The organism is Burkholderia sp. SR8, from assembly GCF_052851275.1.
The window spans coordinates 47,897-67,865 of sequence record NZ_JAULUC010000013.1 but is presented as its reverse complement, the minus strand read 5'-3'; the positions used below and the strand labels follow the sequence as shown (position 1 = coordinate 67,865).

General features: G+C 67.0%; 13 protein-coding genes. 2 read left to right on the top strand and 11 right to left on the bottom strand.

What is annotated here, in order from left to right; genetic code table 11:
* Positions 1 to 98: 98 nt before the first annotated feature.
* Both Q3A80_RS17995 and Q3A80_RS17990 read right to left on the bottom strand, forming a co-directional pair.
* Positions 99 to 3,713, bottom strand: a complete 3,615-nt coding sequence (locus Q3A80_RS17995; RefSeq protein ID WP_446330276.1) for a YadA-like family protein — start codon at positions 3,711 to 3,713, stop codon at positions 99 to 101.
* A 727-nt stretch (positions 3,714 to 4,440) separates the two neighbouring features.
* Positions 4,441 to 4,839 carry a hypothetical protein gene (locus Q3A80_RS17990; protein ID WP_446330275.1) on the bottom strand — a complete coding sequence of 133 codons (399 nt, stop codon included), beginning with the start codon at positions 4,837 to 4,839 and terminating at the stop codon, positions 4,441 to 4,443.
* Positions 4,840 to 4,940: 101 nt separating this feature from the next.
* Here Q3A80_RS17990 and Q3A80_RS17985 point away from each other — a divergent pair, with 101 nt between their 5' ends.
* Complete coding sequence (locus Q3A80_RS17985) at positions 4,941 to 5,756, top strand: response regulator transcription factor (RefSeq protein ID WP_446330274.1); 816 nt, start codon at positions 4,941 to 4,943, stop codon at positions 5,754 to 5,756.
* A 33-nt stretch (positions 5,757 to 5,789) separates the two neighbouring features.
* On the opposite strand, the gene Q3A80_RS17980 is transcribed toward Q3A80_RS17985, so the two are convergent.
* Together Q3A80_RS17980 and Q3A80_RS17975 are read right to left on the bottom strand one after the other, a co-directional pair.
* Complete coding sequence (locus Q3A80_RS17980; RefSeq protein WP_446330273.1) at positions 5,790 to 7,979, bottom strand: TonB-dependent siderophore receptor; 2,190 nt, start codon at positions 7,977 to 7,979, stop codon at positions 5,790 to 5,792.
* A 325-nt stretch (positions 7,980 to 8,304) separates the two neighbouring features.
* The gene (locus tag Q3A80_RS17975; protein WP_446330272.1) at positions 8,305 to 9,915 is read right to left on the bottom strand and encodes a glycoside hydrolase family 28 protein; all 1,611 of its coding nucleotides are present in this window, start codon (positions 9,913 to 9,915) and stop codon (positions 8,305 to 8,307) included.
* A 394-nt stretch (positions 9,916 to 10,309) separates the two neighbouring features.
* Between Q3A80_RS17975 and Q3A80_RS17970 the strand changes: the two genes are divergently transcribed.
* On the top strand, positions 10,310 to 12,523 hold the full coding sequence (locus Q3A80_RS17970; RefSeq protein ID WP_446330271.1) for a LamG-like jellyroll fold domain-containing protein: 2,214 nt from the start codon (positions 10,310 to 10,312) through the stop codon (positions 12,521 to 12,523).
* Positions 12,524 to 12,764: 241 nt separating this feature from the next.
* Here the strand turns inward: Q3A80_RS17970 and Q3A80_RS17965 are convergent, their stop codons facing one another.
* From Q3A80_RS17965 to Q3A80_RS17935, 7 genes are all read right to left on the bottom strand, one after another.
* Entirely contained in the window at positions 12,765 to 13,964 is a 1,200-nt protein-coding gene (locus tag Q3A80_RS17965; protein ID WP_446330270.1) for a M20 aminoacylase family protein, read from the bottom strand.
* Between the two features lie 67 nt (positions 13,965 to 14,031).
* Positions 14,032 to 15,501: an aldehyde dehydrogenase family protein gene (locus Q3A80_RS17960; protein WP_446330269.1), complete on the bottom strand. Its 1,470-nt coding sequence runs from the start codon at positions 15,499 to 15,501 to the stop codon at positions 14,032 to 14,034.
* 198 nt (positions 15,502 to 15,699) lie between these two features.
* On the bottom strand, positions 15,700 to 17,025 hold the full coding sequence (locus tag Q3A80_RS17955; RefSeq protein ID WP_446330268.1) for an NAD(P)/FAD-dependent oxidoreductase: 1,326 nt from the start codon (positions 17,023 to 17,025) through the stop codon (positions 15,700 to 15,702).
* 2 nt (positions 17,026 to 17,027) lie between these two features.
* Positions 17,028 to 17,762 carry a cupin domain-containing protein gene (locus Q3A80_RS17950; RefSeq protein ID WP_446330267.1) on the bottom strand — a complete coding sequence of 245 codons (735 nt, stop codon included), beginning with the start codon at positions 17,760 to 17,762 and terminating at the stop codon, positions 17,028 to 17,030.
* Entirely contained in the window at positions 17,759 to 17,932 is a 174-nt protein-coding gene (locus Q3A80_RS17945) for a hypothetical protein (RefSeq protein ID WP_446330266.1), read from the bottom strand. Before Q3A80_RS17945 ends, Q3A80_RS17950 begins: the two co-directional genes overlap by 4 nt.
* A 66-nt stretch (positions 17,933 to 17,998) precedes the next feature.
* On the bottom strand, positions 17,999 to 18,454 hold the full coding sequence (locus Q3A80_RS17940; RefSeq protein ID WP_446330265.1) for a helix-turn-helix transcriptional regulator: 456 nt from the start codon (positions 18,452 to 18,454) through the stop codon (positions 17,999 to 18,001).
* An 82-nt stretch (positions 18,455 to 18,536) separates the two neighbouring features.
* A complete protein-coding gene (locus tag Q3A80_RS17935) occupies positions 18,537 to 19,814 on the bottom strand; it encodes an NAD(P)/FAD-dependent oxidoreductase (RefSeq protein ID WP_446330264.1) in 1,278 nt (425 codons plus the stop codon).
* Positions 19,815 to 19,969: the final 155 nt, after the last annotated feature.

Here is a 19,969-nt window from a genome sequence, read left to right as displayed (position 1 = left end):
CGAGGTCGACTGGCGACCCCGGGCCGTAAGCGTAGCGGAAGCGACGATCATCTCTGCATGCCCACCGCCTCCCGTCTTTCAACGCCGTTCAGCGACCGTCAGAACTGATAGCCGGCACCGACCACCGCACCGAAGTCCGACCGAGTATTGCCCGTCACCGACGCCTTGACGACCCAGCGGTTGCTCTCCGTCACGTACGAGTACCCGGCTGCGAACCCTTGCTGGCCGTGATAGTTCGACGTTGCCGCCGACACCATCGAGCGCCCCGCGCCCGTCGGTTGCGGCAAGCCGGCCACCGCCATCGCCGACGCGACGCCGCCGTACATGTCCTTCTTCAGGTCGCTGAACGAGTTGTACACCTGACCGATCCGCTGGTCGGTGTAGCCCTTCGCCTGCGTCGACGCCGCACCGATGTTGTCGTTCAGCTGCTGCACGTTGACCGCGTCGGTCGGCGCCGTGCCGGCCGCGACGTTGGTGATCTGCCGCTCGCTGCCCTTCGCGCCGACCGAGAACGAGTTGTCGCGATCCGCGACCGAACCCGCGCCGACCGCCACCGCGTTCTTGCCGGTCGCGGTCGCCGTCGAGCCGATCGCACCCGCATCGGCACGCGCGATCCATGTCGTGTTCGCATCGGTGGCCGCCGTGCGGATCCTGTCGTTCGCCGCCGCGGTCTTCAGCGCATCGTTGAACTGCGCCATGTTGACCGCGTCGTTGGCGTTCACGCCGGCCGCGACACCGGTCAGCACGCGGTCGCCCGACGTGCCGGAGAAGTTCACGCTGGTGCCGCCCGAGTCCTTGCCGACCGTGATCGCGCCGTTCGCGTCCTGCTGCTGCACGAGCCCGGCCTTGCCGTTCGCGATGTTAGTCACATTGCTCTGCAGGTTCGAGATATCGGTCGTGTTCTTTGCCACCTGCTGGTTCGTCGCGTACAGCTGCGAGCCGTTCACGGCATCCGTGCTCGTTGCGCTGAGCGTGCCTGCCTTCACGTTGGTGATGCGCGTGCCGCCCGCGCCGCCGAGCGTGATCGAGCCCTTCGACGCGTCGTCGTACTGCACTGCGAGCGCGCCGAGCTGGTCGAGGTTCGACTGCACCGACTTCAGCTGCTTCACGTTCACCGCGTCCGTGTCGTCCGTGCCGGCCGCGACGTTCTTCAGCACGACCGCCGCGTTCGGGTTGCCGCCGACCAGCGACACCGAATTCAGCCGGTTGCCGCTGCCGTCGACGTCATACTTGACGACGTTCTTCACGGCCTCGCCCGTCTGGTTCGACACCTGCGTGATCTGCTGCTCGAGATCCGACTTCACGCCGTACAACTGGCCGCCGTTCACGGCGTCCGTGCTGCCTGCCGCGACGTTGCCGTCGGCGACGTTGGTCACCTTCGTCGCCATGCCGCCGCGTGCGGCGCTGTACGCGCCGAGCGTCGGGTCGAACTGCAGCGCGTCCTTCTGCAGCCCGGCGATCGCGGTCGTATTGACGGCGATATTGGTTTCGGCGTTGCCGATCCGCGTCTCGTGGTTCTGCAGCGTCGTCGTGTTGCTGCCGACGCGGCCGTCGAGGTTCGTCAGCGCGTCGCCGACGTTGTTGAACGAATCGCCGCCGATCTTGTACGACGGTGCCGTGATCGAGCCATCCGTATTCGCGGTCGCGCCGCCGCCGAGCGCGGCAGCCGTCGCGTCGACCGTGCGACGCAATTGCGCGCCGTTCACCGCGTCCGTGCTGCCGGCCGCGACGTTGCCTTCCGCGACGTTGGTCACGCGCACCGGCACCCCGCCGTTGCCCGCGCCGAGCGATACCTGACGCTTGCTCGGATCGTCGTACTTCACGGCAAGCGCGTCGAGCTGGCTCGTGCCGTCGTGGATCGCCGCATTCAGCTGGTCGACGTTGACCGCGTCGGTGCCGTTCTGGCCGGCCGCGAGATTGCCGATGCGTTGCGGACCGTTGCCGCCGTGGCTCGCGTCGTAGGTGCCGAGGTTCGCGTTCCATTGCAGCGCGTCCTGCTGCAGCGCCGCGATGTTGCCGGTATTCGTCGTGACCTGGTCGCCAAGCTTCGTCACGCTGTTGCCGACGTTCGCGATCGACTGGTTCAGCGAGTCGGTCGCCTTGCCGAGCTGGCCGACGTTCACCGCGTCGGTCGGGGCAACGCCGTCCGCGACGTTGTGCAGGCCGACCGGTGCCGCGGCGCCCTGGCCGCCGAGCGTCACGCCGCCGTGCGCATCGTCGTCGTACTGCACCGCATTCTTCGTCGCGTTGCCGATCTGGTTCGCGATCGACGTGCTCAGGTTGCCGATCGTCGTGTTGACGCTGTTCGACACGCTCGTGCTCAGCGACGCGAGGCCGCTGCCCAGCTGACCGACGTTCACTGCGTCGTGCGCGGCGACGCCGTCCGCGACGTTGTGCAGCGTCGTGCCGTTCGGGCCGGCGAACGTGACCGAGTCGAAGCCGCTCGCGCCGTCGTACTTCACGTTGCGCGCATCGGCCGCCTGCAGGCTGCCTATGTTCGATGCGGCCGTGCTCAGCGATGCGTTCAGGCCCGTCACGTTGTTCTGCAGGTTCGCGATGTTCGCGGCGGCCGTCGACAGCGACGTCTGCAGCGGTGCGACGCTGCCCTTCAGTTGCCCGACGTTGACTGCGTCGGTATCGGCGACACCGGTCGCGACACCGCGGATCGTCGTGCCGCCGGCGCCGTCGAGCGCGATCGCCGCATGCGTGTCGTCGGTGTATTTGACGACGTTCTGCGTCGCCGTCACGATGCTCGTGCTCAGGCTGTTGCCGACGGTCGTCACGCGCTGGTCGACGTTCGCGATCGACGTCGACAGCGTATTGCCGACCGACGTCACGCGTGCATCGACGTTCGCAATGCCGGTGCTGAGCGTGCTGTTGACGTTCTTCAACTGCTGGACGTTCACCGCGTCCGTATCGGCCGCACCGGCCGCGACGTTCCTGATCTGGCGCTCGTGGCCGAGTGACCCGAACGACACGGCGCCGCCGACCGGTGCCGCGGTGCCGCCGAACACCGGCGTGCCGCCGTTGTTCGCACCGACGCTGCCCGAACCGATCGCGACCTGGTTGTTGTCGTTCGTCTGCGCACCGGCGCCGATCGCGACGGACTGCGTGCCGCCGGCACGCGTCTGCGTGGCCGCGTCGTACGATGCGCCGTTCGATACGCCGTCGCTCGTGGTCGGATTCGCGCCGCCGATCGCGATCGAGCGATCGCCGCTTGCGAGTGCCGAGTGGCCGAGTGCGATCGAGCTCGTGCCATGGGCATCCGCGACGTTGCCGAGCGCCATCGAGAAATCGCCGATCGCGGCCGACTGGCGACCCATCGCGAGCGCCGTATTGCCCTGCGCGAGCGCGACCGTGCCGATCGCCATCGACGAGTTCGCGAGTGCCTGCGCACCGACGCCGATCGCGATCCCGCCGCCGCTGCTGCCGCCGCTCTGGCTGCCCGCGTTCGACTGGTCGCCGATCGCGATGCCGCTCGAGCTGGCCTTCGCGTTCGTGCCCGACGTGAAGTTCGTTGTGCTGGTCGCGACGAAGGTGCCGCTCTTCGTCGCGATACAGGCGGGATTGGTCCCGTCGATGCACTGCCCGTTCAGCGCGTTGTCCGGGTTGCCGCGATCGACGAAGTTGTCCGCATGTGCGGCCCCCGCGACCAGCACCCCTGCGCCTGCGAACATGGCGGCGACGAGCGCCGAAATCTGGTTCCTCTTCATTTTTTTGCTCCGTTTTTTGCGTTTGGTTTGAATACGGACTACTTACGTTTATTCACAACTTCAGCTTCGACTCCAACTTCGACTTCGGTGCGGAACGTGCTGTCCCTGCGCTGCGCTTGCGTCACGCCCCTGGCGATCCAGATCCACCGCTCAGGTCGACAGGACGCACGCGTCCATCGGGCAGCCCGCACGATTGCCGGCCCGTTCCGCTCATTCGATCAACCCATTAGGAATGCAGATTGAACTGCAAGGACGAGTTCGCCCCCGGTCGAATCTTTCGATTCGACCCGTCACGCTGAACATTCCGAATTCGCTGTCGCGCTGACCGCGACCAACCCCGTCTTTCTTATTTCATGTCCGTCACTGAATGGACTGTTTCTCGACCGCACTTTTCGTTTGCTTGAGCGGCTGCTTTCCTGCACCGCCCGATGCGATGGCATCGCGTGGCGGCGTGATTTACGTCGGTAATGCCGGCGCAATGTTGCGTGCGGCGAATACCCGGCGACACATGCATCGATTGATGTCCGGCACTCGAATCCAGCAACGTCCGTCACGGTGTTCCGTGCATTGCACCTGCCTGATTCGCCCGTCATCCAAAGTTCGGGCGAATTATGAGACACGCTCCCGCGTTAGAGAAGGCGGCATTCTTTATAGATTGTAAATTCCCGTATTTTCAATGGCTTGCGTAAAATTGGCCGTCCTCGCAAACGATTTACTATATTTGTGCTTAATAAAAATGTTTTCCTGGACGGATAAATGCTTTGCCGAAGCGGACCGCACCATTGGGTGATTTGAATATATTTTTCAAAGACCACCCTCCAGCACTGCGAGATGCGCCGGATAGCAGTGAAATTCGCGCACCGAAGCGAATCGCAACGACGAAAAAATCGGCCGAAAACGATAACGTCCCGCCATCATCGAGAAAATATAAATTGGAAGAATAGAGGCTCGCGATATGGCGGAAATCAAAATATCGCCCTACAATTCCGCTCGCATCGATTCCGGCACCGGCAATCATCCGCGCCTTTATCGGCCAGTGATCAGAACAACGAACGCCGGGTATTGCGCCGACACCCTGCCTGCCGTGCAGCCCGGCGACCCCCGCTTGTCGATGCGAGCGTGCCATGCGCTTTCGCGAAGTCGTATCGCGGCTGCCGATGCTTTTCCCGACCCGGAATCGCCTCCGCACTGGAACGCTACCCGCAGCCTTTCCCGAACAGGTGCACGATGCCTCCACCGAGCTCCGCATTGAGCCACACCGATATCCTGATCGTCGACGATCAGCCCGAGCAGTTGCGCCTGCTGATCGATATCCTGCGCGGCACGGGGTGCCGGATCAGCATCGCGTTCGACGGCGTGCAGGCGTGCCAGCGCGCGCAGGCGCTCGTGCCCGACCTGATCCTGATGGACGTGCGCATGCCGCGCATGGACGGCTTCACCGCATGCCGGCGGCTGGCCGCCGATCCGCTGACGAGCAGGATCCCGGTGATTTTCCTGACGGTGGCCGGCGAATTGCACGAGCGGATCGAGGGGCTCGAAATCGGCGGCGTCGACTATGTCGTGAAACCGTTCGAGCCGGCCGAAGTCATCGCACGCATTCGCGTGCAGCTGAAGCGGACCGAACGCCCGTTGCCGGCCGATGCCCAGGATGCGCGTGCGCCGTTCACGGCCGGCAAGGACGACGACATCATCGTGCGCGCGGCGATTCGCCATCTGTCGCGTTCGCTGAACGATCCGCCGACGGTCGAGCAGCTGGCGCGCGCGGTCGGCACGCACGAGAAGCGGCTGTCGCGCGCGTTTCGCGACAACCTCGGGCAGACGGTGTTCGAGTACTTGCGGCACGAGCGCCTGCGGATCGCGCAGGATTTGCTGGATTCGACGTCGCTCAGCATTGCGAGCATCGCGAAGGAGATCGGCTTTTCCACGCCGGCGAATTTCGCCACCGCGTTCCGCGAACGCTTCGGCATCACGCCGACCGAGTGGCGGCGACAGCGCTATGCGGCCGGGCGCGCTGCGGCCGGGAAGCCGCAGCGCGATGCGTAGCCATGTGCAGCCGGCAGCACAGCGAAGTCGCGCTCACCAGTTGTATTTCGCGCTCGCCAGTACGGTCCGCTCGTTGCCGAACACGCATACCGCGTACGACTGACAGCCGCTGACATAACGCCGGTCGAACACGTTCGCGGCGTTCAGCGCGAACCGCCAGCGACGCACGTCGTAGTGCAGCGCCAGGTCGTACAGCGTGACGCTCGGCACGCTCAGCCGGTTGTCCGGCGCGCCGGCCAGCGCGCTCTGGTAGCGCACGCCCGCACCGATCCCGACGCCCGACAGCGCACCGGTATGCCAGGTCCAGTCCGTCCATAGCGATGCCATCTGCCGCGGCAGCGGCACGGCCACCGGCCAGTTGTTCAGCGACGCATCGTTTGCCTGCACGTTCTTGACGTCCTGATAGACGTACGACGCGACGATCGACAGTTCGCGTGTCACCTTCCCAAGCGCGCTCAGTTCGATGCCGCGCGAACGCACCTTGCCGGTCTGCACCGACGACGTGCCGGTCGGATCGAGATTCGGCGGCGCCGGCGTCACGACGTTGGTCTGGTCGATTCGATACACGGCCGCGCCCAGCATCAGGTTGCGGCCCGGCGGCTGCCAGCGCAGCCCGGCCTCGATCTGTCTGCCGCGCGTCGGTTGCGGCAGGCCGCCGCCGTACATGCGCACGCCGATCACCGGATCGAACGACGTCGAGTAGCTGACGTAAGGCGACAGCCCCGCATCGCCCTCGTAAGTGAGCCCGACGCGACCGGAGAACGCGCTGACGTCCTGCTGCGCGCCGGTGCCGACGGCGCGGTTGTCGTAGCGCGCGTTCACGCGATCCTCGCGGCCGCCGAGCGTCAGCGTCCAGCGATTCCAGCGGATCTGGTCCTGCGCGTACGCACCGAGCGTATTCATCGCGGTGTACTGATCGACGTGCCCGAGCGACGTGCGCCCCGAAAAGATCGCGGCGGTCACCGGACGATAGACGGGGTGATACAGGTTCAGCGACGGCGCGAGCGCGAGCCATACGCTATTGGTCGTCGTCTGCCGGTCGAACTGCAGGCCGAGCAGCAGCGTGTGTTCGAGCGGGCCGGTGGCGAAGCGTGCCTGCGCGCGATTGTCGATGTCGAGCCGGCTGTAGTTCAACTGGAACAGCCCGGCGGTGCGCAGCATGTTGGTCGTGCTGCCGGGCACGAGCCCGTTGCCGAACACCGTCGCATCGTCGAGCGACAGGTGCGACCAGCGCACGTCCTGGCTCAGCGTCCAGATCGAATTCACGCGCTGCTCGAGCGCGTAGCCGAGCGACCACTGCTTCTTCCGGTAGTCGTTGAACGCCGGATCGCCCATGTAGATGTCCTGCGACAGACGCCCGTTCGGGTTGGGCAATACCGTGCCCGACGCCGGCAGGAAGTTCGACGATATGTCGCCATGGTCCTGCAGGAACGTTGCCGACACCGTCAGCGACGTGTCGGCCGTCGGCCGCCAGCGGAACGACGGCGCGAGCGCGACGCGCCGGTCGGCGTTCGGGCCGGTCCACGCATTGCCGTCGCGCGCGACGCCGACGAAGCGGTACGCATAGCGGCCGTCCGGATCGAGCGTGTCGCCGACGTCGAGCATCGTCTGCTTGCGCGCGTGGCTGCCGAGCTGCACGCCGGCTTCGCGGATACGCTCGCCGTCGGCGAGTTTCGTATGCGCGTCGACGATCGCGCCCGGCTCGCCCGCGCCGTACAGCACCGACGTCGGGCCGCGCAGCACCGCGATCGAGTCGATCGTGTACGGATCGACGCGCCAGTTCGCGATAACGGCCGTGTTCGGCGCCGGCACGCCGTCGACATACAGCGTCGGCGTGAAGCCGCGCAGCGCCGCGTACCAGTCGGTCCGGCTGTCGGCGCCGAACGTCGCGAAACCCGGCACGTAGCGCAACGCCTGGTTCAGGTCGGTTGCGCCGGTCATCTCGATCTGCTGCGCGGTCACGACGTTGGTCGTCTGCGGGATCTCGGCGATCGGCGTGTCGGTCTTCGTCGCGATCGCGGTGCGTAACCCGACCAGCCCGAGCGACGCACGGCCGGCCTGGCCCGTCACGTCGATCTTCGGCAGCAGCGCCACCGCGTCGGCCGGCGGCGCCGCTGCCGCGTTCGATGCCTGCGCGTGCGCGCCACCGGCGCTCGCCACGCTCAACGCCCCCCCGGCCGCGAGCGCGATTGCGCGCCGCACCGAACCTGTCGCCATTCCCATCGTTTCGATACTCTCCGTCGTGCTGCGTTCGTGCGTCGTGCCGCGTGCCCGGTGTTTGCTTCATTGCCGGGCTGGGCGGTCTTGCGGGGCTGTCGCGCACGAATTCGGTGCACGTCGATGAATAGCGTCGTTTTCGAGCGCCTGAATGATATCGGCCGAACGTTGCGCGGTCTTTAGAAAAACAAACGTGCGCGGGCTCGCAACGCACGGGCCAGGGTCGTTCACCGTGCGGCTTGCGGTCGAATGCATCGCAGGCGGCGGCATGGAATGCACCACGCCCGCCACCCGCATCCAGCGCGACGCGAAGCCGCCCAACCCGCGCCGTTCAGATCGGCGAAGTCGGCGCGACGGACTTCAGCGTCGTGAACGCGGCGCTGCAGTCGTACGGCGTGGACGTGCCCGGCGTGCCGGTCGCCGTCACGTCGTTCGCGCTCGACGTGACAATCGAGCCGGAGAAGCTCACCGCGCCCGGCCCGAGCGTGTAGTGCGTCGCGGTGTCCTTTTCGAAGGTCGGCTGTGTGCCGTCGAACACGACGTTGTTCAGCGCGATGCCGAGCGGAAAGTGCTGCCCGTTCGCTTCGTAGCCGGAGAACGTGACCTTGCCGCCGCCGAACTTCGCGCTGCCGGTGAAATGGAAATCCTGCACCGTGATGTTCGTGAAGTCCGGGTACAGCGTGCCGGTCGACGAACTGTAGAACGGGTCGAACACGAGCGGACGCGCGACGTTGCGCATGCACACCTGCCGGAACCGCACGTTGGTCACGAGCCCGCCGCGCGACGAGTCCGACTTGATCCTCAGACCGTTGCCGTTCGGGCTGTCGAAGCCGTCCATCGTCAGGTCGCGCACGTCGACGTCCGACACGCCCGCATTCGTTTCGCTGCCGATCGACATCCCGTGGCCGTAGTAGAAATGGTTGTGCGCGATCGTCACCTGCTTCACGCCGGGCGATGCGCTCGACTTCACCGCAACGTGGTCGTCGCCGGTGCTGATGTAGGAAAACGCGAGCAGCACCTGGCTCGACTGTCCGGGATCGAAGCCGTCGGTGTTCTTCACCGTGTCGGGCGTGAAGCAGGTCGCGGGCGTCGTCTCGTTGGGCTGCGTGCCGGCCGGACATGCGTAGCCGCTCTTCGTATACACCGCGCTCGGCGTGACGATCTTGATGCCCCACGCGGTCACGCCCGTCACGCCGTTCGTCACGACGTGGAAGTTCGGCGAATTCTGCAGCGTGATCCGGTACAGCGTGAAGTTGCTGCCGCCCTTCACTTCCAGCAGCCGCGGGTTCTGCTGGTTCAGCCCTTGCGTCTTGTTCTGGTACGCGACGTCCCACCATGTGCGCAGTCCGGCGTTCGGCCCGCTCGTCAGCAGGCTGCCGCCGCGGCCGTCGATCACGCCGTCGCCGACGATGGCCGCGTTCGCGGTGCCCGATGCACTGATGAACGGATTGCACGACTTCTTGCTGCTGGAGGTCGCGGTGCCGCAGGTGCCGACGCCGTTGTCGTACAGCGCCGGATTGCGCGACGCGAACAGCGTGACGCCCTTGTCGATCCACAGCGTCACGCCCGACTGGAGCGTCAGCGGCCCGCTGATGAACGCGGTCTCGCCGTTCGCGCCGGCCGTCAGGTGGACGGCCGAGCCGGCCGCGCATTGCGCGATCGCGTTCTGGATGCGCGTCGTGTCGTGCTCGGCGCTCGACGCGGTCGCGTCGAGCGCGTCGACCGAGCCGCCGACGGGCGTCAGCTGCGCGGCGACGGTCGCGCAGACGCTCGTCGGCAGCACCGGCTCGTTGACGGTGCCCCACTGCGTGCCGACCGTCGCCGCAACGGCGGTGGCCGGCATTGCGGACAGGCCCGCGCATCCGAGCGTTGCGAACACCGCAACGCGCAGCGCGTGCCGCGCAAATGGTTCATCCAGAACTGCTGCGATCCTGCTCGTCATCGTGTCGTTCTCCGGTTTTCTTGTACGTCGAGCGATACCGGTGTGGCGTCACCGGGATGTGCGTGATGCGGCCGCAAGCCTGAAACACGTAATGAAACCCTTTCCATGTCATCCGTCGTATGACAACAGTATGAAATAGTGGGAATCTATCGCTTTGCACACCTGAAAAGGTTGCGGCCGGCATGCCGGCGACGATCATATCGCGCAAACGTATCAATCGCCATTTTTTTCGGATTTCTTAGCATGTTAATCTACAAAATCATTACAATCCGCCGCGCGAAAAATGTGTCGATCCGGCTCGAACACGTGGCCGAAAACCCCCAACCTTCCAGTACAATCCGCGTCGTCATGCGATGACTGATTACCGGCCCGTCACGGAAGAAACGACCGCAACATGAACGACTCGCAGCTTCGGCTTGAATCCGGCGCGCGCCTTTCCCGGCGCACGTTCCTTTACAGCATCGGTGCGCTCGCGCTTTCGGCATGCGGCGGCACGGGGGCGAGCGAAAGCGCGACGGGCCCATCGCTCGCGGCAGCCGGCAACCGTGCCGTTGCCCGCGTGGCGTCCGGCACGGCGGCCATCGCGACGAACGCGGCGTTCGCGCATCCCGGCCTGCTGCATACGCAAGCGGACTTCGACCGGATCGCGCAGAAGGTGGCGGCGGCCGCGTCGCCATGGCTCGACGGCTGGAACACGCTGATCGCGAACGGTCATGCGCAGCTGTCGTGGTCGCCGCGCCCGCAGGCCGTCGTCTCGCGCGGCGGCACGGGCGCGCAAAACTATCCGGTGCTGTACAAGGACATCGCGGCAGCCTATGCGTGCGCGCTGCGCTGGAAGATCTCCGGCAACAGCGCGTATGCGGACAAGGCCGTGCAGATCATGAACGCGTGGTCGTCGACGCTGCAGAACCTCGCGGGCGACTCGAACGTCGATCTGGCCGCCGGCATCTACGGCTACGAATTCGCGAACGCCGGCGAAATCATGCGCACGTATTCCGGCTGGGCCGCAGCCGACTTCGCCGCGTTCCAGGCGATGATGGCCGACAAGTTCTACCCGATCAACGCCGACTTCCTGAATCGCCACAACAACACCGACATCACGCATTACTGGGCGAACTGGGATCTGTGCAATCTCGCGTCGATGATGGCGATCGGCGTGCTGTGCGACGACCACGCGAAGTTCGACGCAGCGGTCAACTACTTCATCGACGGGCCGGGCAACGGCGCGATCGCGCAGGCCGTCTATTACGTGCATCCCGGCCATCTCGGCCAATGGCAGGAGTCGGGCCGCGATCAAGGGCACAACACGCTCGGCATCGCGCTCGCCGGCGCCATCTGCGAAATGGCGTGGAACCAGGGCATCGACCTGTACGGCCACGACAACAACCGCTTTCTCGCGGGCGCCGAATACGTCGCGAAGGCGAATTTGGTGCAGCCGGACGGCACGTTTCTGTCGGTGCCGTACGTGCCGTATGCGAACGTCGACGTCACGCAGACGCAGTTCTCGACAGCGAGCCAGGGCACGATTCGCCCATGCTGGGCGCTCGTGTACAACCACTATGTGAATCGCAAGGGACTGGCCGCGCCGTGGTCCGCGAAGTTCGCCCGCGCGATCCAGCCCGAAGGCGGTGGCGGCAACTATGGCGAGGCCAGCGGCGGCTACGACCAGCTCGGTTACGGCACGCTGACGTGCACGCGCGATCCCGTTGCGCCCGCAACGGCCCCGAGCGGGCTGACCGCTTGGCCGGCGGCCGGACAGGTCGTGCTGTCGTGGTGGGGTGTCGCGAACGCGGCAAGCTACGACGTGAAGCGTGCGGCCACCGTGGGCGGTCCGTATACGACCATCGCAGCCGGCATCGTCGATCCGCTGACGTACACCGACAGTCCCGCGGCAGGCGACTGGTACTACGTGGTCAGCGCACGCACCGCATCGGCGGAGTCGGTGAATTCGGCCGAAGTCGCGGCAACGACCGCGCTGCGTTTGCACACGCTGCTGTCGTTCGACGAAGTAGGCGGCACCGTTGCCGCGGACGCAAGCGGCAACGGCCATGCGAGCACGCTCGTCGGCGGTGCGTCGCGGGTGGCAGGCAAGCTCGGCAATGCGGTGTTGCTCGACGGGTCGACCGGCTACGTCGCGTTGCCGAACGACATCGTCGCCGACGTGTCGGATTTCACCATCGCCGCGTGGGTCAACTGGCACGGCGGCCAGACGTGGACGCGCATCTTCGATTTCGGGTCGGGCACCGGACGCTACCTGTTCGTCACGCCGAAGAGCCAGCGCGGCACGATGCGCTTCGCGATCACGACCAATGGCGGGCACGGCGAGCGCACGATCGACGGCAATGCGGCACTGCCGGCCGGACAATGGGCGCACGTCGCGGTCACGCTGTCGGGCGAGACCGCAACGCTCTATCTGAACGGCGATGCGATCGGTTCGGCGAACGACGTCATCTTCGCACCGTGGCGTGTCGGCAAAAGCGCGCAGAACTGGATCGGACGTTCGCAGTATCCGGGCGACCCGTTCTTCAACGGCGCGATCGACGAATTCAGGATCTACCGCGGCGCCATGTCGGCCGAGCAGGTGAAGACGCTCGCGCAGCGCGCGTGATGCTGGCCGCTGCGCGGCGTTTCGGCGGTGACGGACAATCGTCGCGATGCCGGCCCGCGTCGCACCGCTCGGCGAGCGTCCGCATCCCACTGGCGTGAGCCGATACCCGATCGAGCGGATTGAGCGCGGCGAGCACGCTCGTCCGCCCGCCGTCGTCATCCGGCAATAGCGGCTGCCCGCGCGCGAACGCGCGCGCTGTAGCCGGCGTCGCGGCCGACACCGCGACCGCAGCCGAGCGGCATCACGCGCAGGTTTCCGCCGCCCCGCTGTAGTAACGCCGTGCCAGCGCGACCCAATACCGGACGCCGGCCGGAATGATGTCGTCGTTGAAGTCGTATTGCGGGTGATGCAGCGCCGGTGCAGCCGTGTCGGCCCGCGCATTGCCGATCAGCACGTACGCGCCCGGACGCTCCTCCAGCATGAAGCCGAAGTCTTCGGACGTCATGTTCGGCGGCACGTCGCGGAACAGGCGTTCATCGCCGAACGTGTCGCGAATCGCCGCTTCGCACAGTGCGGTCTCGGCCGGCGTGTTAACCGTCGCCGGGTAGTACTGGAAGAACTCGACGTCGACCTGCGCGCCGTACGCGTGCGCGAGCGCCTCGCACGCGAGCCGGACGTCGCGCTGCAGCTTCTGTTGCAACGCGGACGACAGCGTGCGGATCGTGCCGCGCAGCTCGGCCGTGTCGGGAATCACGTTGTCGGTCGTGCCCGCATGGAACATGCAGACGGAGATGACGGCCGGATCGACCGGATCCTTGTGGCGCGCCGCGATGGTCTGGCATTGCAGCACCATCGAACATGCAAGCGGGACGGGATCGATGCCCAGATGCGGCTGCGCTGCGTGCGCGCCCTTGCCCGTCACCGTGATCCTGAACCGGCACCCGGCGGCCATGATCGGCCCGGTGCGCAGCCCGAACTGCCCGGCCGGCAGCCCCGGCCAGTTGTGCATGCCGAACACCGCTTCGGTCGGATACTGGTCGAACAATCCGTCGTCGATCATCTTGCGCGCACCCGCGCCGCCCTCTTCGCCGGGCTGGAACACGAAATGCACGGCGCCCGGCAACTGCGGCAACTCTTTCAGGATGCGCGCGGCGCCGAGCAGCATCACCGTATGGCCGTCATGGCCGCACGCATGCATGATGCCGTGCGTGCACGATGCATGCGCGAAGTCGTTCGCTTCGTGGATCGGCAGCGCATCGAGATCCGCGCGCAGCACGATGCCGCGGCGCGGATCGGCGCCGGGCAGGCTCGCGACGACGCCGGTGCCGCCCAGCCCGCGCGACACCGCATAGCCGAGCGCCTGCAGCTCGCGCGCGACGACGTCGGCCGTTCGGTGTTCTTCGAAGCGCAGTTCGGGATGCGCATGCAGGTCGCGGCGCAGCTTCGCCCAGTGCGCGTGATGCGCGCTCAGCGACGTGTCGGGGATGACAGGGTGTTCCAATGTCGGCACCTTCGGAAAAGGACGGCTCCATTCTGCACTGCCGCTGCGCGCGCGCGCAGCGGCTGCTTCAAGCGTAGAAGCCTACGATCGACTTGACCTCCATGTACTCCTCCATCCCCTCGATCCCGTACTCGCGGCCGTTGCCGGACTGCTTGTATCCGCCGAACGGCGCCTGCGGATCCCATGCCGGGTAGTTCAGGTGCACCTGGCCCGAACGGATGCGTGCGGCTACCGCGCGCACGTGCTCGATATCGGTGCCCTGCACGTGCGCGCCGAGCCCGTAGACCGTGTCGTTCGCGATCGCGATCGCTTCGTCGACGGTGTCGTAAGGCAGGATCGCGAGGACCGGGCCGAAGATCTCCTGCTGCGCGATCGCCATGTCGGTACGCACCTCGGAAAAGATCGTCGGTCGCGCATAGAAGCCGCGGTCGAGCCCGGCAGGCCGCCCGGGCCCGCCGGCGATCAGCTTCGCGCGTTCGCCGACACCCGCGTCGATCATCTGCGCGACCCGGCCGAACTGCGCGCGATTGGCGAGCGGCCCGTGCGTCGTCGCATCGTTGAACGGATCGCCGACGGCCATCTGTTCCAATGCCGCGACGGCCAGTTCCTCGACCACGCCGAGCGCGTCGCGCGGCACGATCATCCGGGTCGGCGCGCTGCACGACTGGCCCATGTTGCGGAACGCGGCGGCCACGCCCGGCGCGATCGCGCGCTGCAGGTCCGCATCGGGCAGCACGATGTTCGGCGACTTGCCGCCGAGCTCCTGCGCGACGCGCTTGACGGTCGGCGCGGCGGCTTGCGCCACCAGCACACCGGCCCGCGTCGAGCCGGTGATCGACACCATGTCGACTTCAGGATGCGACGACAACGCGGCGCCCACCGCTTCGCCGCTGCCGCTCAAGAGATTGAAGACGCCGGCGGGCACGCCCGCATCGGCGACGACTTCCGCGAACAGCAGCGCGCTGAGCGGCGACAGCTCGCTCGGTTTGAGCACCACCGTACAGCCTGCCGCGAGTGCCGGCCCGACCTTCGCGGTGATCTGATAGATCGGCCAGTTCCACGGCGTGATCAGCGCGCACACGCCGATCGGCTCGCGTGCGATCGCGGTCGTGCCGCGCGGCTTGATGAACGGGTAGCTCGCGAGGTTGTCGCGTGCGACACGGATATGTTCGGCCGCGAGCGGCACGTGGGCGCTGCGTGCGTAACTGATCGGCGCGCCCATCTCCAGCGCGAGCGCCGTCGCGAACAGCTCTGCGCGCTCCAGGAGCAACGCATGAATACGATCGAGCAGCGACGCGCGTTCGTGCGGCGATGTGGTCGACCAGGATTCGAACGCGCGACGCGCCGCACTCACCGCCCGATCCGCGTCGCGTGCGTTGCCGAGCGGAATCTCGCACAGCGTGTCCTCGGTGGACGGGCAGACGACCGCGAACCGGTCGCCGCCATCCGGCAGCACCCAGTCGCCGTCGATGAAGAATCGCTCTAGCCTGCCGGCGTGCCTCAGGCGCTGAAGCGGTGAATTGACGGATGAATTCATGTTGAGGAATGTCCTCGAGTCGATACCAAGCGCCGACGAACGGCGCAAACCGTGGCGCGCCGACGTGGCCAGCACGGCGGCCGGAGCGCGGCGCCAAACCGCCAAATCACTGCGGCCGGTGACGTGCGATCCGGATGAACGCGCATCGTTCACGCGCCGTCACCGCGTCGGCCAGATCGCCGCATCTAGAAGCCGCATCTAGAAATCGGCCACCTTGCCCCAGGCCGAATCGCTGAACCGGCCCGGCTGATACGGCACCGGATCGACCAGCGGTGGCGCGCCGGTCGCGAGATCCGCGATCAGGTGTCCGGCGCCCGGACCGATCCCGAAGCCGTGTCCCGAGAAGCCTGCTGCCAGGATCAGCCCCGGCACGCCCGGCACCTCGCCGATCCCCGGCACGCCGTCCGGCGTGCTGTCGACGAAGCCGGCCCACGCATGCGTGATCTTCGCATCGCGCAGTTCGGGCAGCAGGTCGACCGCGCGGCGATACGTTTCGGCAACCGTCGGCATGTCGGGCTTCGGATCGAGGATGCGTACGGCTTCCATCGGCGTCGGCGCATCGAGGCGCCAGCGCTTCAGCGTTTCATGGCCGCCGCGCACGCCTTCGAGGCCGCCCGGCAGCAGATTGCGCCAGCGCTTCGCGAACATCGGCACGAACTGCGGCGCGAAGCGCAGGAACTGCGGTGTCACGTCCACGCGCGCGCGGCCGCTGATCGCCAGCGCGTAGCGCCCGTCGTTGCGGCGCGTGACCGATACGCCGGACGTATACAGCGCATCCGGCAGCGGCTGCTCGACGGGCGACACGCTGAGGATCGACTGGCGGATCGACGCCTGTGGAAAGCGGATGCCGAGCTGGCGGCAGAACGACGACGCCCATGCGCCGCCGGCCAGTACGACCGTCTTCGTCTTGATCACGCCGGCCTCGGTCACGACGGCGCTGACGCGCCCGCCCTCGAGTTCGATCCCGCGCGCCGCGCACTGCTGGTGCACGCTGCCGCCCAGTTTCATCAACGCGGCGGCCACGGCCGGCGCGGCCTTCGCCGGATCGGCCGTGCCGTCGGTCGGGGAGAACACGCCGCCCTTCCAGGTCCGGCCCGTCACGTGCCCGCGCTCGGTGGCCTGCTTGCTGTCGAGCATGTACGTCGTGACGCCGGCCGTCTTCGCGAACTCGCCCCAGCTGGCCCAGCGGGACAGCTCGTCGCCGTCGTTGCTCAGATAGAGCAGCCCGCAGCGATGGAAACCGGTGTCTTCGCCGGTTTCGGCCGCGAAGCGTTCCCACAGGTCGATGCTCTTGCTTGCCATCGGCAACTCGCGCGCGTCGCGGTTCTGCTGCCGGCACCAGCCCCAGTTGCGGCTCGACTGCTCGGCACCGATCCGGCCTTTCTCGACCAGCGCGACCGACACCCCTCGCCGCGCGAGGTAGTAGGCGGTAAAGACGCCGATGATGCCGCCGCCGATCACGACGACGTCGGCCGAAGCCGGCGGTGTGCGCAGCGTTTCGATATGGCGCAGCGGAGGGGACATGGTCAGTCTCGTTCGATGGATACGTGGACGTTTTGCACGACGTAGAACTTCGCCACGCGCTCGCTGCTTTCCCACCCGATCGACGCGCCGCGCGGCACGAACAGCGCGTCGCCGGCACCGAGCGACAGCACGTCGCCGCCCGGCCCGGCGAAGCGTACGCCGCCGGCCAACAGGAACATGAATTCGTTCACGCGATGCGCTCGCACGATCCGGTGATACGGCGTCGCATCCCACGTGCCCGCGCAGTACTCGGCGCCGTCGTCGACGAACACGTTGTCGCTGCGGCATTGCGGCGCCGGGCCGAGCAGCACCTCCGCGGGCAACGTCGACGACGGCTTGAAATCGGCGTCGGCGCGCAGCCGGAACAGCCCGCGTTTCGTCGGTTGCGTGCACATGGCCGCGCAGAACATCAGAAGCACCGGCGATTCCGCGGCGACACGAAGCGCGGTGCCGCCGCCGATGACGGCGCCTTCGCCCGCGCCGAGCACCCGCGGCGCCGCGCCGGACGCTTCGAGCGTCAGCTCGCCTTCGACGACGACGACGGTTTCGATGTGCGGATACTGCGCGACGTCCAGCGTGCCGACGAAACGGATACGCCCGGCTGCCATCGCGTCCGGCCCTTCCCATGCGATCTCGCGATGTTGCGCAAACGGATCGTTGTCGCCGAACGCCTGCTGGCGGAACGCGGTTGGGTTAGCCGCGCCGTCGGCACGATGCAACACGAAAACTGCGGTCATTTCTGCTCCTGCCAGTGCGCGACGATGGTGTCTCGACCGCGTCGCACGGTATTGGAAATCGTTTGTTCGATGCCACGCCGGTCGCACACCGTCAGGACACTGAAATGTCCCGCTTCGGGTGCCGCCCGACAAACTCGTTCAATCGCGCGGCCGGCGGCCTTGCTTGCCATTGCGCGGTGCCGGCCGGTGGGTCTGATCGAACGCGCATCGAGCGCCGGTAACGACCACGCATGCGCCTACGCGACGTGACATGCCGCTTCGCGATGTTCGGCACGCGTGCGCAGCGGCAACGTCCGCGCCGGTGCGCCGGCCGGCCGCGCGACGACGCAATCGCGCGGCGTGATCCCGAGCACCCGCCGGAAATGCCGGCACAGATGGCTCTGATCGAAGAAGCCGACTTCGGTCGCGACGACCGATGGCGCGAGACCGGCACGCAACAGGTCCTGCGCGCGCCGCACGCGCACGACGCACAGGTAGCGATGCGGCGACAATCCCACTTCGCTGCGAAAGCGTGCGGTGAAACGCGACACGCTCAAGCCGGCGACGGCCGCGAGCGTGTCGAGGTTCAGCGGCTGCGCGAACGACGCATCGATCGTGCGCAGCACGTCGCCGATCGCCGGCGACACCGGTCGCGCGACGCGCGGCGTGCGCGGCATCGCAGCGTCGATCGAGTCTTGAAACAGGGTGGCCATGCTGGCGGTCCTCATGCAGTCGCCCGCGCGGCGAGCGGGCAAACGAGTCGTGCGGTCATGTTCGGTTCTCGGGGCATTCGCTTCAGTGCAGGAAGTCCTGCATCCGGTAATACGCGCCGACGATCGGCAGGAACCACGCGTGCCCGAAATGCCCCGGCATCGCCGGCCAGTCGAGCTCGCGCCACGGGTTCGACGCGGCCGCGCCGTACAGCACGTCGGCCATCACGCGGCCCATGTGTACCGACATCTGCACGCCGTGGCCGCTGTAGCCCATCGAGTAATAGAGGCCGTCGTGCTGGCCCGCGCGCGGCAGCCGGTCGGCGGTGATGTCGACCAGCCCGCCCCAGCAGTAGTCGAGCCGCACGTTGGCCAGCTCGGGGAAATAGCCAGCCATGCCGGCGCGCAGGATGTCGCCGCTCTTCGCGTCCGAGCGCGGGCTCGACATCGCGAAGCGCGCGCGTCCGCCGAACAGCAGCCGGTTGTCGGGCGTCACGCGGAAGTAGTTGCCGATCTGGCGCGACGTCACGTACGCACGGCGATGCGGGAACAGCCGGTTCAGCTGCGCATCGGGCAGCGGCTCGGTCACGACGATGAAACTGCCGACCGGCGCGATGCGCCGCCGGAACCACGCGAACGGCCCGTGCTGCGACGCGCCCGTCGCGACCAGCACGCGATCGGCGACGATCGTGCCGCGCGTGCACGTGACCCGGTGGCGCTCGCCGTCGAGTCGCTCGAGCTGCGTGACGGCCGCATGCTCGTACAGACGCGCGCCGGCACGCGCGGCCGCCTGCGCGAGGCCGACGCCGAACTTGCCCATGTGCATCTGCGCGCCGTTGCGTTGCAGCAGCCCGCCGTAGAAACCGTCGGACGCGACTTCATCGCGGATCCGCGACGGCTCGATCAGTTCGATATCGGGGTCGACATCGCGACGCAATGCATCGAACGTCTTTTCAAGTGCCGCGAAATGCTGCGGCTTCGCAGCGAGCTTCAGCTTGCCCGCACGCCGGAAGTCGCAGTCGATCGCGTGTTCGGCGACGAGCGACTCGACGCTCTTCACCGCGCTTTCGTACGCGCGATAGAACTGTTTCGCGGGCTCGGCGCCGATCCGCGCAGCGAGTGACGCATAGTCCTGCGCGACGCCGGTGTTGCACTGGCCGCCGTTGCGACCCGATGCTTCGCCGGCGATCTGCGCGGCTTCGAGCACGACCACCGACACGCCGCGCTGCGCGAGTGCGAGCGCCGCCGACAATCCGGTGAAGCCGCCGCCGATCACGACCACGTCGGCGCGCCCTTCGACGGGGCCCTCGCAGCCGCCGTGAAACGCGGGGCGGGTTTCCAGCCAGTACGATTCCAGTTTCATCGGATTGTTCTCGAGCATTCCCGCGGCGACGATCGGCGACCGTCCAATGAGAACCATTTAATCACCGTCAAAAAGCGCAGTTGCCGCGTATTCGCGCGCGGCACACGCGCAATTCACCGTTTTGCGCGACCGCCGCAGCACACTATGCGCACCGC